The organism is Phytohabitans houttuyneae (genome assembly GCF_011764425.1).
GTDB classification, from domain to species: Bacteria; Actinomycetota; Actinomycetes; order Mycobacteriales; family Micromonosporaceae; genus Phytohabitans; species Phytohabitans houttuyneae.
On sequence record NZ_BLPF01000001.1, the window covers coordinates 1053668 to 1066280 of the forward strand.

Annotated in this window: 13 protein-coding genes and 1 pseudogene; 3 read left to right on the forward strand and 11 right to left on the reverse strand. The window is 71.1% G+C overall.

The window, feature by feature from the left end:
• Positions 1 to 39: 39 nt before the first annotated feature.
• From Phou_RS04910 to Phou_RS04935, 7 genes and pseudogenes are all read right to left on the reverse strand, one after another.
• A complete protein-coding gene (locus tag Phou_RS04910) occupies positions 40 to 1161 on the reverse strand; it encodes an acyltransferase family protein (RefSeq protein WP_173053928.1) in 1122 nt (373 codons plus the stop codon).
• Positions 1158 to 1415 (reverse strand): hypothetical protein, encoded by a 258-nt coding sequence (locus Phou_RS04915; protein ID WP_173053930.1) that lies wholly within the window; start codon positions 1413 to 1415, stop codon positions 1158 to 1160. Before Phou_RS04915 ends, Phou_RS04910 begins: the two co-directional genes overlap by 4 nt.
• A 35-nt stretch (positions 1416 to 1450) precedes the next feature.
• On the reverse strand, positions 1451 to 2644 hold the full coding sequence (locus tag Phou_RS04920) for a right-handed parallel beta-helix repeat-containing protein (RefSeq protein WP_173053931.1): 1194 nt from the start codon (positions 2642 to 2644) through the stop codon (positions 1451 to 1453).
• 193 nt (positions 2645 to 2837) lie between these two features.
• A complete protein-coding gene (locus Phou_RS52190; protein WP_246273245.1) occupies positions 2838 to 3392 on the reverse strand; it encodes a methyltransferase in 555 nt (184 codons plus the stop codon).
• Positions 3393 to 3640: 248 nt separating this feature from the next.
• Positions 3641 to 3841: pseudogene (locus tag Phou_RS56010) on the reverse strand (methyltransferase family protein); the annotation flags it as partial.
• A 26-nt stretch (positions 3842 to 3867) separates the two neighbouring features.
• Positions 3868 to 5253, reverse strand: a complete 1386-nt coding sequence (locus Phou_RS04930) for an MFS transporter (protein ID WP_173053933.1) — start codon at positions 5251 to 5253, stop codon at positions 3868 to 3870.
• 49 nt (positions 5254 to 5302) lie between these two features.
• Positions 5303 to 6139, reverse strand: coding sequence for an ABC transporter permease (locus tag Phou_RS04935; RefSeq protein WP_173058120.1), 837 nt, complete (start codon positions 6137 to 6139; stop codon positions 5303 to 5305).
• A 161-nt stretch (positions 6140 to 6300) separates the two neighbouring features.
• Here Phou_RS04935 and Phou_RS04940 point away from each other — a divergent pair, with 161 nt between their 5' ends.
• Positions 6301 to 7506, forward strand: a complete 1206-nt coding sequence (locus tag Phou_RS04940) for a DUF885 domain-containing protein (RefSeq protein WP_173053935.1) — start codon at positions 6301 to 6303, stop codon at positions 7504 to 7506.
• Between the two features lie 7 nt (positions 7507 to 7513).
• On the opposite strand, the gene Phou_RS04945 is transcribed toward Phou_RS04940, so the two are convergent.
• Positions 7514 to 8647, reverse strand: a complete 1134-nt coding sequence (locus Phou_RS04945) for a nucleotide disphospho-sugar-binding domain-containing protein (RefSeq protein ID WP_173053937.1) — start codon at positions 8645 to 8647, stop codon at positions 7514 to 7516.
• Positions 8648 to 8657: 10 nt separating this feature from the next.
• Positions 8658 to 9857, reverse strand: coding sequence for a macrolide family glycosyltransferase (locus tag Phou_RS04950; protein WP_173053939.1), 1200 nt, complete (start codon positions 9855 to 9857; stop codon positions 8658 to 8660).
• A gap of 79 nt (positions 9858 to 9936) precedes the next feature.
• On the opposite strand from Phou_RS04950, the gene Phou_RS04955 reads away from it, so the two are divergent.
• Complete coding sequence (locus Phou_RS04955) at positions 9937 to 10596, forward strand: NHL repeat-containing protein (RefSeq protein WP_173053941.1); 660 nt, start codon at positions 9937 to 9939, stop codon at positions 10594 to 10596.
• Between the two features lie 58 nt (positions 10597 to 10654).
• Here the strand turns inward: Phou_RS04955 and Phou_RS04960 are convergent, their stop codons facing one another.
• A complete protein-coding gene (locus Phou_RS04960; protein WP_246273248.1) occupies positions 10655 to 11242 on the reverse strand; it encodes an ABC transporter permease in 588 nt (195 codons plus the stop codon).
• Between the two features lie 84 nt (positions 11243 to 11326).
• Here Phou_RS04960 and Phou_RS04965 point away from each other — a divergent pair, with 84 nt between their 5' ends.
• Positions 11327 to 11542 carry a hypothetical protein gene (locus Phou_RS04965; protein ID WP_173052326.1) on the forward strand — a complete coding sequence of 72 codons (216 nt, stop codon included), beginning with the start codon at positions 11327 to 11329 and terminating at the stop codon, positions 11540 to 11542.
• On the opposite strand, the gene Phou_RS04970 is transcribed toward Phou_RS04965, so the two are convergent.
• Entirely contained in the window at positions 11496 to 12521 is a 1026-nt protein-coding gene (locus Phou_RS04970; protein ID WP_173053943.1) for an ATP-binding cassette domain-containing protein, read from the reverse strand. The two genes, Phou_RS04965 and Phou_RS04970, sit on opposite strands and share 47 nt — an antisense overlap.
• Positions 12522 to 12613: the final 92 nt, after the last annotated feature.

Here is a 12613-nt window from a genome sequence, read left to right on the forward strand (position 1 = left end):
CCGGGCCCGCCGGTCGGCGGACCCGGACGCGTACAGGCGTCAGCCGCCCTGACGGGACACCGGCGCCAGGCGGTCAGCCTGAGCCGGGTCGTACTCGGCGGGGCGCGCCACCTCGACGCTCAGCTGCGCCGGAGCCTTGCCCAGCCATGGCCGCAGCTTGTGGAACGGCCGCTCGAACGCGTAGTAGCTGAAGATCGCCATCCCGATGGCGACCGCGAGCTCCGCCGCGTACACGATGAAGAAGTTGGTCGGCTCCGCACCGAAGATCGGCACCAGGAAGAGCAGGTAGACGATGACGTGCCAGAGGAAGAGGCTGTACGAGATCTTCCCCAGGAAGCGCATCGGTGCGTTGGCCAGCAGCCCTTCGATGAACCGGGACTTCATGCCCGGCACGATCAGCGGCGTGACGATCAGCATCGCGAACGCGATGAACAGCCAGTAGTCGACGATCCCCGCGGTCATGCCCGGGTAGTCGAGCTTGTGGTTCTCGGAGAACGGCGACACGCAGGCGAGCACGTACACGACCAGCGCGCCCGTCCAGAGCACGAGCGGCCGGCGGCCGGCGAACCTGAAGATGCCCGGCGACGAGCCCGGCTGCACCTCTTCGGCGGCCGACCACGCGGCGAGGATCATGCCGGCGGCAAGCCAGCCGATGTAGCTGGTCGGCCACAGGTACTGCATCGGCCACAGCGCCATCGGGTCGTTCATGAACTGGCCGGTGTGGGTCCACATCGTGAAGCCGAGGCCCACGAAGATCAGCCCGACCAGCGGGAGGACGATGCGGAGCAGGCGGGTGCGCAGGTCGGAGGCGCGCTTGGCCCACAGTCCGAGAAGGACGGCGAACACCGGCATCGCCAGGTAGTACGCGAAGTCGACCGCGTTGCTCCAGGTGTGCTCCATGCCGACCGGGATGACGAACGGCTCGTAGATGTGCAGCAGCAGCACGGGCCGCAGGACGTCCCAGATCCCGCCGATGCTGCCCCAGTCGACCTTGGCCGTCGTGCCGACGACCCCGCTCAGGAAGAGCGCCACCGCTGTCAGCACCCAGTACGCCGGCAGGATGCGCAGCGCGCGCCGCCAGAAGTACCGCTTGGTGTCCGGCCTCTTGCCACCGGTGAGGGTGGCCAGCGCGAAGGAACGGTAGAGCAGGTATCCGGTCATGATGAAGAAGATCGGGAAGGCGACCGCGGTGCGGTGCAGGATCGCCCCCAGAACGGGTCGCCCGGGTACATCTCGGTCCAGCCGACGAGGCCGACGGCCTGGCCGGTGTGCCCGGTGACGACGAGCAGCGCGACGGCTCCACGGAGCCCTTCCAGCGCCGGGATGAACATGCGTTGCGGGCGGGCCGGTGGGCCGGCGTCATTGCCGACTGTCCCACCCTGTCTCGCGTCCGCGTCCCGCACGGTATCGGTCATGGCGGTCCCCAATCACTTTGTCCGTCGCGAACTCTTTATGGGCATCCTTCGATCTGACCCGCACAGTTGTTCGGCGTGTTGCTCTTGATCGTGGTGTTGGTGGAGACGAACAACCCACCGGCCGCGTTGGAGATGCCACCACCGCTCGTGGCCGTGTTGCCGGTGATGGTCGAGTTGATGACGCGGGTCGTACCGCCGAAGTGGTTGTCGACCCCGCCGCCGACCGCGTCGGACTTGTTGCCGGTGATCGTCGTGTTCGTCACCGTCAGCAGGCCGCCGCCGGCGTTCAGCACACCGGCACCCGGTCCGGTGAACGTGTTGTCGGTGATCTGGCTGTCGGTGACCAGCACCGTGCCGCCGCCCTGGCTGGCGATGCCGCCACCGGCGTTGCGGGAGATCCGCGTCTTGATCACGTTCAGCGTCCCGGTGGTGACCAGGCCGCCGCCGTCCGGAGACGTGTTGTCCACGACGTCGCTGCCGATGATGGTCACCGTGCCGGCGCTGTTGACGTACGCACCGCCGGAGTCGGCCGTGTTCTTCGACAGCAGGGTGTTGATGACCAGGACCGTGCCGGTGTTGTTGGCCATCCCGCCGCCGAACATCGCCTTGTTTCCGGTCACCTTGCTGTTGGAGACCGTCATCGTCGCGGTCACGCCGCTGTTGCCGAGCCCACCGCTGTTGCCCGAGGCGGTGTTCCCGCTGATCTCGCTGTCGTGCACCGACATCGTCCCGCCGGCGTTCGCCAGCCCACCGCCGAAGTAGGCGCTGTTGCCGACGATCTTCGACTTGGTGATCGTGACCCGACCACCGGTGTTGTTGCGCACCGCCGCGTTCGTCGAACCCGTCAACGTCAGGCCCGTCAGCGCCAGCACGCCACGGTCGCGCACGTCGAAGATCGGTGCGCCGCCGCGCAGTACCACCGAGCCCGGCGTCGCCGACAGGCTCAGCTTGCCGGTCAACGGGGTCAGGCCCTTGGCACCGATCGCGATCTCACACGCGCGGCCGCGACCCAGGCTCTCCGACACGTCCCGACCGGAGTTCGCCTGGCCGATCCACCGGTTCAATGTGGATTCGGACAGGCCCTTGCAGGCCGGCAGGCTCCCGCCGGCCGCACCCGCGACTGTGGACGGTGGCTTGGCCGCGGCCGAAGCCGGCAGCACCAGGCCGATCGCCACCAGGAGCATCACCGCGACCGAAGCCCGTCGCCCCGGCACAGACCAGACTCGCATCCGAGATCCTTCCCCGAGCAGACACCGATCGTTACTGTCCGCAAACACTTCGGAAAAGGCTAGCATTATGATCCGCTGGGACACCATAGCCGAGTGATCGACTTCGACTTCGAGGCTGCTATAACAAGCCGATCGGGCGGATCTGGGTGGCGCGGCAGCCGGTCGACACGCGCCAACCCAACTTCATAATTAACTAGCTCGGTACGGCCTCGACGACGGACATCACCGACGGCGTGGGGATCAGCCTCGCCGGGCGCAGGCCGGCCTCGGCCAGCAGCGGCGCCAGCTCGGCCTCGGTGCGCTCCTGGCCGGTCATCGCGGCGAGCATCATGAAGTCCATCGCCCTGCTCTGGTGCGGGTCCCGGCCGGCCGGGACGATCGCGTCGACGACCAGCACCGCTCCGCCCGGGCGCAGCGCCGCGCGGCAGTTGCGCAGCAGCCGCACGGTGTCGCCGTCGTCGAGGTTGTGCACGATCCGCTTGAGCACGATCACGTCCGCCGGCGGTACGGCCTCGAAGAAGTCCCCGCCGACCGCCTCCCACCGCCCGGCGACCTCGGGCGCGTCGAGGCGGTGCTTGGCGACCTCCTCCGGCTTGTCGAGCAGGACGCCGCGCAGTCCGGGATTGGCGCGCAGCACCTCCAGCAGCAGGCCGCCGTACCGGCCGCCGACATCCGCGACCGTGCCCTCCGGCGGAAACTCGTAGCTGGCGGCGATGAGCGGGTTTTCGGCGTCGGAGACCCGCTCCATGCCGTCGTAGAAGAGCGCCTCCTTGTCGGCGTTCCGCTCGAAGTACTCCCCAGCGGCATGCCGAACACCTCGGCGAAGGTGGCGCCGTCCCGGCGCATGGTGGTGGCCAGCTCGTACGACGTGTTCCAGAACATCGCGTCGGTGAACATCAGGATGCCGGACCGGGCTGGCACCGCCGCGTCCGAGCGCAGCGCCTCGCCGGCTTCCGCCAGCCGGAACCGGCCGTCCGCCTCCTCGGCGAAGATGCCCCGCCCGGCGAGCAGCCGGAGGATCCGCCCCAGCGCGCCGGCGTCCACGCCCACCTCGGCCGCCACCTCGGCGACCGCGCGCGGTCCGTCACCGAACGTGTCGGCGACCCGGAGGGCGGCGACCGCCCGCAGCGCGGCCGAGTACGTGAACGCCATCGCCTCCTCGTAAAGGAACAGCGCCGACTGCCTGCCGTCCGACATGACCGTGTACTCCCTCCGAAGTGGACTCAGCGGACCGTCGTCGCGGCGAGCGCGGCCGCGGCGACGAGGATCGCGGCGGCGGCCGCGAACGCGACGACGAAGCCGCTCGCGGCCGCGCCGGCGCCGCCGTGGACACCGGCGAGGGTGACCAGGATCGCGGCGGCGAAGGCGGTGCCCACCTGGGTCGCGGTGTTGACCAGCCCGGCGGCGATGCCCTGCTGCCCGGGTGCCACCCCGGCCGTGCCGGCGAGCGTGAAGAGCGTGTAGAAGACGCCGAAGCCGGCGGCCACCACGAGCATCGCGAGCAGCACCGCGGCGAGGTGGCCGTCGCCGGCCGCCACGACGCTGAGCGCCCCCGCGCCGGCGGCCATCAGCAGCGCGGCGGTCGCCAGCGCGCCGCGCAGCCCGAGCCGCGCGGTGAGCCACGGCGCCGCCTGCGCCGCGACCGCGATGGCCACGCCGAACGGCAGGAAGAAGACGCCGGCCCAGAGCGCGGACAGCTCCCGCACCTCCTGCAGGTAAAGGGAGAGCAGCAGGGTCGCGGTGCCGAGCACGCCGGCGCCCAGCGCGCCGACGCCGAGGGCGGCGGCGAGGTTGGGGAGCCGGAACAGGCCGAGGGGCAGCAGCGGGTCGCGGGCCTTCCGCTCCACCAGCAGCAGGACACCGAGCAGCACCGCGCCGGCGGCGACGAATGCCACCCCGCGGCCGAGCAGGCCCGGCCGGGGCGCCACGGTGAGGCCGTAGCTCACCATGGTCAGCCCGGCGACGCCGAGCACCGCACCGGCCACGTCGTAGCCGCGCCGCGGCGGTGACAGCCGGCCCGGCTCGCGCAGCAGCAGGTACGCGACCGGGATGGCGACCGCGATGAGCGGCACGTTCATCAGGAAGATCGCCCGCCAGCCCAGCGCCGAGGTCAGCACGCCGCCGGCCAGCACGCCGAGGCCGAAGCCGCTGGCCGAGGCGGCGGTGAACCAGCCGACCGCGCGGTCCCGCTCGGGCCCCTCCGGGTACAGGGTGGTGATCAGCGAGAGCAGCGCCGGTGCGATCAGCGCGGCGCCACCGCCCTGGATGGCGCGCATCACCACGAGGACCTCGCTGCTCTGTGCGAGCCCGCCGACGAGCGAGGCGAGTCCGAAGAGGACGAGCCCCGCGACGAAGAGCCGGCGCCGGCCGAGCAGGTCGGCGAGGCGGCCGCCGAGGAGCAGGAACCCGCCGAACGTCAACGCGTACGCGCTGACCACCCAGGCGAGACCGGACGGGCTGAAGCCCAGGGCCTGGCGGATGTCCGGAAGTGCGATGTTGACGATCGAGAAGTCGACGAGCAGGAGCAGCTGGGTGCCGCAGAGCAGGACCAGCGCGGCACCCCGGCGCTCGGTCTCCACCCGGACTGCCGTGCGCGCATCGCTATACATATTGAAAGTCTAGGACATCGTGGGGCGCGCCAGACCCGGCGGAATTGCTCTACCGCCAGCGCTTGAGGTACTGGCTGGCGGTCAGCGGCACGAACACCGCCACCAGCACGGCACAGGTCACCAGGCCCGCGGTGAGCTGCCCGGAGGTGAGCGTGCCGTCCATCAGCCCGCGCACGGTCGTCGTCGCGTACGTGACCGGGTTGACGTCGACCACGACGCGCAGCCAGCCGGGCATCGTCTCCTGCGGCACGTAGATGTTGCTGAGCAGCGAGAGCAACAGCTGGATCATCCAGCTGACGCTCTGCACGGTCGTGGGGTTTTTGACCGAGACGCCGAACAGCGTCCACACCCACACCATGCTGAACGCGAAGACCTGCAGGTAGAGCAGGGCGAACAGCACGCCGGTGAACCCGCCGCCGGGCCGGTAGCCGAGCGCCAGGCCGAGCAGGAGCGGGATGATCGAGACGGTCGCGTAGCGCACGACGTCGCCGACCATCGCGCCCACGATCACCGACGACCGCCAGATCGGCAGCGTGCGGAGCCGGTCGAAGGTGCCCCGGCTGATGTCGAGGTTGAGCGCGATCCCGGTGTAGGTCGTCGTGAGCGACACGGTCAGCACGATCACGCCGGGCAGGAAGTAGTCCAGGTACTCCTGGGGGGAGCCGGAGATCGCGCCGCCGAGCAGGTAGGTCAGCCAGACCGTGAAGATGATCGGCATGATCAGCGCGCTGGACAGCTCGTCCGGCGAGTGCTTGATCTTCAGCAGGGTGCGCCAGGCGAACGTGCGCGTCGCGAACAGCGCCGTCGCCCGCCGTGGCGGGGCCGGTGCGAGCAGGACCTCGCGCACGCCGGTCAGATCACTCGGGCCAGATGCCCGCGCTGCCATCTCCACCGCGACCCTCCTTCACCCACGACGCACCGGCCACGTTAAAGCAGCGGCTTATATAGGTCAAGCCATAAGTATGGAGCGGTGCGCCGTCCACATGGTACCCAGATTCACTTGAATATCATATGGTGAGCAAGGAGCGAGATCGACCGGGAGGGCCGATGGAAGAGGTCGTGCGCGACTACCTGAAGCTCGGCCTGCGGCTCGGCCGCGCCATCGACGGGTTCGTCGACTGCTGGTTCGGCGACCCGGCGATCGCCGCCGAGTTGGCGGCCGAACCGGTGCCGGCGGCCGCCGACCTGGTGGCCCAGGCGGTGGCCACCCGCGCGGCGCTCGCCGGCAGCGGCCTCGCCGCACCGCGGCAGCGGTTCCTCGCCGCGCAGCTGCGCGCGCTGGAGTGCTCCGCCCGGCGGCTGGCCGGCGAGCCGATGCCGTTCCTCGCCGAGGTCGAGGAGTACTTCGAGGTCGGCGTGGAGCTGGGCGACCCCGGGCTGTACGCGGAGCTCCACGACACGATCGCCGGCTTGCTGCCCGGAAGCGGCGACCTGGCCACCCGCGTCGACGCCTTCTACGAGCGCAACGCCATACCGCCGGACAAGCTGCTGCCCGGCATCCGCGCGGTCTCCGAGCGGCTGCGCGAGCTGGCCCGGCCCGCGTTCGCGCTGCCGGACGGCGAGCGGGTCGACTACGAGGTGGTCGAGGACGCGCCGTGGAACGCGTACAACCGGTACCTCGGCGGCTTCCGCTCGTCGGTCGCGCTCAACGCCGGCGCCGGCCGCACGATCGCGGCGCTGCCGCTGCTGGCCACCCACGAGTCGTACGCGGGGCACCACACCGAGCGCTGCCTGAAGGAAGCCGGCCTGGTGCGCGCCCGGGGTGAGGCGGAGCACACGCTCGCGCTGGTGAACACGCCGCAGTGCCTGATGGCCGAAGGCACCGCCGAGCTGGCCGTCGAGGTGGTGCTCGGCGAAGGCTGGGGACGCTGGACGGAGGAGCTGCTGGCCGACGAGCTCGGCCTGCGCATCGAGGGCGAGCTGGTGGAGCGGATGCTCGGCCTGGTGCGCCGCCTGCTGCCGGCCCGGCAGGACGCGGCCATCCTGGCACACGACCGCGGCGCGGGACCGGACGAGGTCACCGACTACCTGCGCCGGTGGCTGCTGCTTCCGCGCGACCGGGCCGAGCACATGACGACGTTCCTCACCGACCCGCTGTGGCGGGCGTACTCGGTGACCTATGTGGAGGGTCACCGGCTCGTCGCGGCGTGGCTCTCCGCGCGGCCGGCCGGCCAGCCGGTGGCCGACCGGTACCGCGTACTGCTGGAGGAGCAGCTGGTCCCCTCCGACCTCCTCGCGGAGGCCGTGGGCTGACAAAGCCTTAGAACAGCTCCCGCTCGATGCGGGCCACGGTCGCCGCCGGGGTCGGCAGGGCCAGCATCTCGGCGCGCACCTCGGCGGTGCGCGCGCGCAGCACCGGGTCGGACACCAGCCGGTCGAGCAACACGCCGTCCACGGTGGACCGGTCCTGCTGGAAGCCGATGCCGGACGCCTCGATCGCCTGGCAGATCCCGTACTGCATCGGGTCCATCGGGTTGCGGGCGACGAGCTGCGGGATGCCCACCTCCAGCGCGGTCATGGTGGTGGCCGGCCCGCCGTGGTGCACGACCCCGGCGCAGGTGCGCAGCAGCGCGTACATCGGGGTCCAGCCGGCCAGCCGCACGTTCGGCGGGAGCGCGCCGAGCGGCCCGAGGTCGATGTCGCCGACCGCGAGGACGAACTCGGCGTCGACCGTGCCCGCCGCGGCGACCAGCGGGCGCAGCGACTCCACGCCGAGCGCCTGCAGCTCGGCGGTGCCGAAGGTGACCGCCACCCGCGGCCGGTCCGGCGGTGGCTGGGGCAGCCGGTCGCCGAGGACTCCGCCGCCGCTGTAGCTCACCCAGCGCATGAACCAGCCCTCCGGCTCGAACAGCAGCATGCTGGGGGGAAACAGCTCTAGCGTCAGCGCCGGCTCGGGCAGCGCGACCTCGTACCGGTCGACGAAGTCCGCGAGGTAGCCGGCTATGGCCTGGTGCATCTTCTTCGTCCGGTTGGAACCGAGGTTGCGCTGCACCGCCGGCACGCCGAGCCGCCCGGCGACGAAGAGTCCGACAGTTGTCGGCTGGTCGTAGACCACGAGGTCGGGCCGCCAGTCGTCGGCGAGCGCGACCGTCCGTTCCATCAGCTCGCGGTTGACCGCCGCGAGCCCGGCGGCGAAGGCTTCCACGTTGTTGTCCAGCGGCCGGCTCATCGCCTCGATCATCTCCGGGTGGTCCCGGTTGACCCGCTCGGCGATCGTGGGCAGGTCGAAGTCCGGCGCGACGTCGACGACCTCGAGGCCCGCCTTCGCGGCGGTCTCGGCGTAGTCGGCGATCGCGACGATCACGTCGTGACCGGCCGCGCGGAACCCCCAGGCGAGCTGGACGAGCTGGAAGTAGTGCCCCACCGCGGGGTGGGAGCAGAACAGCACCCTCATCGCCGCCGCCCTAGCCCGCCACGCGCCGCAGGTACGCCTCGACCCCGTCGGCGGCGGCCACCGCGCCACCCGCCGTCCGGGTGTCGGTCCGCATCCGGTCGACCCGCTCCCGGACGCCGGGGTCGGCCACCAGCCGCTCCACGAGGTCGGGCAGGCCGCCGGAGTCGAAGGTCTCGCGGCTCATCTCGTATCCGAGGCCCAGCTCCAGCGCCCGCGTGGCGGTCGGTCCGGCCTCGGCGGCGAACTCACTGAAGATGAGCAGCGGCACGCCGTGGTACATCGCGTCCATCGTCGCGCCGACCGACCCCTGCATCAGGAACGCGGTGGTGTGCGGGAGCACCTCCACGAAGGAGATCCACGGGTGGGCCTCGACGTTGTCCGGCAGTTCGCCCAGCTCCGCGAGGTCGGTCCTCCCGGTCGCCATGACCACGTGCCAGCGCGTACCGGCGAACGACCGCGCGCAGGTGCGGAAGAAGTCCGGCTGGTCGTTGAAGTCGTCGCCGAGCGAGACGAGCAGCAGCGGCCGGCCGTCCGCCGGCGGCTGCCATTCGCCGCGCCGTCGCTTGCCGTGGAAGATCGGCCCGACGAAGTGGAAGCGGTCGTCGAACGTCTCGCCGCGGGCCTGGTAGGAGCGGGGGATGGAGGCGACCGTGTACGCCTCCGGCTCGCGGAAGATGTCCGCCACCGACCCGCCGAGCCCGTACTCCGCCATCAGCTCCTCCACGGCGGTGCGGAACGTGTCGTTGTCCGCCCACGGCCGGTGCCCCTGCGTGTCGACGAGCTCCTGCCAGAGGTTGTAGTGCTCGTTGGAGCAGGGGCCGCCGACGAAGCAGAGCGCGGGACGGCCCCACTTCGCCGCGAGGAGCCGGCCGGCGATGATCGGGAAGATCTCGTACGCCACGACGTCCGGCACGTCGCCGGCGAGGTGCTCCTCCGCCGCCCGCAGCATCGCCAGGTTCTCGTCGAGGAAGAGCATGCGGGAGAAGGTCTCGGAGTCCTCGTGCGCGACGACCTCCGGCAGCGTGATGTCGTCGAACACCGACTTGTACGGCGCGAACCGGGCACCGGCCGCCTGCACGTTCTCGGCGAACTGCTCGGTCGTCACGTAGGTCACCCGGTGACCCCGCGCGACCAGCTCGCTCACCAGGCCCAGCGTCGGGAAGATGTGCCCGCCGCCCCCGATGGCGACGAAGAGGAAGTGCTGTGGCATCGCGCCCCCACCCCTGTGTGTCAAATAGCTTGAGGAAGATATAGTATCGTAGCCGCTACCGTCCGAATAGGAGGCTGCGATGACACCCCGCCAGGACACGGCGCTCGCCGAGGTCATCAGAACGATTCCCGCGCCCTCTGCGTACATGTGCGGGCTCACGTGGGACGGCACAAGGTTGTGGCACTCTGACCAGGACGTCGAGACGATCTACGCGGTCGACCCTCGCGACGGCACCGTCACGCTTGAGTTTCCGTGCCCGCACGTCCGGGCCGACCTCGCCTTCGACGGCGCCAGCCTGCTCCAGGTCGGCGGCCGCCCCAAGCAGCTGGTGCTCGTCGACCCCACCACGGGAGAGGTCACCGGCATGAAGCCGGTGCCACCGGCCAGCGGCCGGCTCACCGGCGTCGAGATGGGCCCGGAAGGGATCTGGATGCTGATGCGCGCGCCCACGGTCGTCCAGCTCCGCGACTACGCGACGATGGACGTGATCCGCGAGTTCCCGGCCTTCGGCGAGTCCCCGTCCGGCCTCACGTACGCCGCCGGCACCGTGGTCTACGGCGACTTCGACGACGGCGTCCTGCGCGCCATGGACCCGCGCACGGGCACGCCCCTCGGCGAGGCGCCCGTGCCCGGCCGTCCCACCGGCCTCACGTGGGACGGCGAGCGGCTCTGGTACTGCGACTTTCCCGGGCGCAGCTTCCGTGCGATCGCGCTGGGTTCGCTGGTCGGGGCGGGCTGAGCGGGCCACAACGCGGGGCGCCGGCGACCTGGGTCGCCGGCGCCCCTTTCCGTACCGCTCAGCGGCGTCCCCGCCGGTAGTAGAAGTACACCGTCGCCGGCGCGAAGAGCGCGATCAGGACCGCGCAGGCCAGGATGCCCGCGGTGGCCTGCTCGCCGGTCAGCGTGCCGTGCATCAGGCCACGGACCATCGTGGTGGCGTGGGTGACCGGGTTGGCACTGATGACGGCCTGGAGCCAGCCGGGCATGCTCTCACTGGGCGCCACCACGTTGCTGGTGAAGACCACCATCGTGTTGAGCATGACGATCATCGTCTGTGCCGCGACGTGGCTGCGCACGATGGCACCGACCAGGGTCCAGATCCAGGCCACGCTGAACGCCAGCAGCTGCAGGTACAGCAGGGCCAGCAGCACGCCGCCGAAGCCGCCGTCGGGCCGGAACCCCAGCGCCAGGCCGAGCAGCAGCGGCGCCACCGTGGCGAATGCGTACCGCACGGCGTCGCCGGCCATCCGGCCCGCGATGGCGGCCGGGCGCCACACCGGCAGCGACCGGATCCGGTCGTAGGTGCCCCGGTCGAAGTCCATGTTGAGCCCGATGCCGGCGTCCATCGTGGTGATGACGATGCCGAGCACGAGCACGCCGGGCATGAAGAACTGGAGGTACTCCCCGTCGAGCCGGAGATCGCCCCACCGAACAGGTACGTGAACAGGACGGTGAAGATGATCGGCTGCATGACGGCCGTGGCGACCGAGTCGGGCACCCGCTTGATCCGGACGAGCGAGCGCCACGCGAAGGTGCGCGAAGCCGCGAGCGCGCTGGCCGTGCCGCGGCGCGGGGGCTGGTCGAAGAGCGCCGTCCGCACCTCGTCGACGGCGGGCTCGGCCGGGCTGACCGCGGCGGTCACGCCGGCGCTCCGTCCGATCCGCCCCGGGACGCGCCCGCGGTGACACCGGCGCCATTCGGCGAGGGCTCGGCGTCGCTGTCCGATGTGGACGGCGGGCGGCCGGTCAACGCCAGGAAAGCCTCGTTGAGGCTCGGCCGGCCGAGGGAGAAGTCGACGACGCCGATCCCCGACGCGGTCAGGTCGCTGAGCGCCCGCGTGGCCCGCTCGGGGTCGAAGACCTGGGCGGTCAGGTGTGAGGGGTCGCCGTCGATCCGGACCGGCGCCTGCACGGCGCGGGCGAGCACCTCGCGCGCCGCGTCGACCTGCGTGGGGTCGGCCAGCCGCACCTGGAGAGCGCTCGTGCCGGTGCGGGACTTGAGCTCCGCCGGCGTCCCCTCGGCCACCACGACACCGTGGTCGATCACGGCCACGCGGTCGGCGAGCTGGTCGGCCTCGTCCAGGTGCTGGGTGGTCAGCACGATGGTCGTGCCCTCTTCGACGAGCACGCGCACGATGTGCCACACCTGCTGCCGGCTGAGCGGGTCGAGCCCGGTGGTGGGCTCGTCGAGGAAGAGCAGCTTGGGCGTGACCACGAGGCTGGCCGCGATGTCCACGCGCCGCTTCTGCCCGCCCGAGTACGTCTTCACCTGCCGGTCTTTCTCGTCGACCACGTCGAAGGCGGTCAGCAGCTGCATCGCCCGCCGGCGCGCGTCGGCCGGCGTGTAGCCCCACAGCCGGCTCACCATGATGAGGTTTTCCAGCCCGCTCAGGTCGTCGTCGATCGACGTGGACTGCCCGGTCACGCTCACCAGCGAACGCACGGTGGCCGCCTCGCGGACCACGTCGTGCCCGAACACCTCGGCGGTCCCCGCGTCCGGCCGCCACAGCGTGGCGAGCATCCTGATCAGCGTGGTCTTGCCCGCGCCGTTGGGCCCGAGCACGCCGTAAACCTGGCCGGCCGCGACGGAAAGGTCGATGCCGTCAACCGCCCGGACGTCGCCGAAGGTCTTGACCAGACCGGCCGTCCGCACCGCTTCAGTCACTGCGCCCACCCCCTCCTACACCCGCTCGTCGTCCGCCACGTTAAAGCACGCCCTTATATAGGTCAACCGTTAAGTAAGGGCCCTCCCCGGCC

Coding starts and splice junctions, on each gene's coding strand:
- Phou_RS04910 (WP_173053928.1), bottom strand. CDS start 1,161: ATGACCGGATACCTGCTCTACCGTTCCTTCGCGCTGGCCACCCTCACC.
- Phou_RS04915 (WP_173053930.1), bottom strand. CDS start 1,415: ATGACCGATACCGTGCGGGACGCGGACGCGAGACAGGGTGGGACAGTC.
- Phou_RS04920 (WP_173053931.1), bottom strand. CDS start 2,644: ATGCGAGTCTGGTCTGTGCCGGGGCGACGGGCTTCGGTCGCGGTGATG.
- Phou_RS52190 (WP_246273245.1), bottom strand. CDS start 3,392: ATGGAGCGGGTCTCCGACGCCGAAAACCCGCTCATCGCCGCCAGCTAC.
- Phou_RS04930 (WP_173053933.1), bottom strand. CDS start 5,253: ATGTATAGCGATGCGCGCACGGCAGTCCGGGTGGAGACCGAGCGCCGG.
- Phou_RS04935 (WP_173058120.1), bottom strand. CDS start 6,139: ATGGCAGCGCGGGCATCTGGCCCGAGTGATCTGACCGGCGTGCGCGAG.
- Phou_RS04940 (WP_173053935.1), top strand. CDS start 6,301: ATGGAAGAGGTCGTGCGCGACTACCTGAAGCTCGGCCTGCGGCTCGGC.
- Phou_RS04945 (WP_173053937.1), bottom strand. CDS start 8,647: ATGAGGGTGCTGTTCTGCTCCCACCCCGCGGTGGGGCACTACTTCCAG.
- Phou_RS04950 (WP_173053939.1), bottom strand. CDS start 9,857: ATGCCACAGCACTTCCTCTTCGTCGCCATCGGGGGCGGCGGGCACATC.
- Phou_RS04955 (WP_173053941.1), top strand. CDS start 9,937: ATGACACCCCGCCAGGACACGGCGCTCGCCGAGGTCATCAGAACGATT.
- Phou_RS04960 (WP_246273248.1), bottom strand. CDS start 11,242: ATGCCCGGCGTGCTCGTGCTCGGCATCGTCATCACCACGATGGACGCC.
- Phou_RS04965 (WP_173052326.1), top strand. CDS start 11,327: ATGACGGCCGTGGCGACCGAGTCGGGCACCCGCTTGATCCGGACGAGC.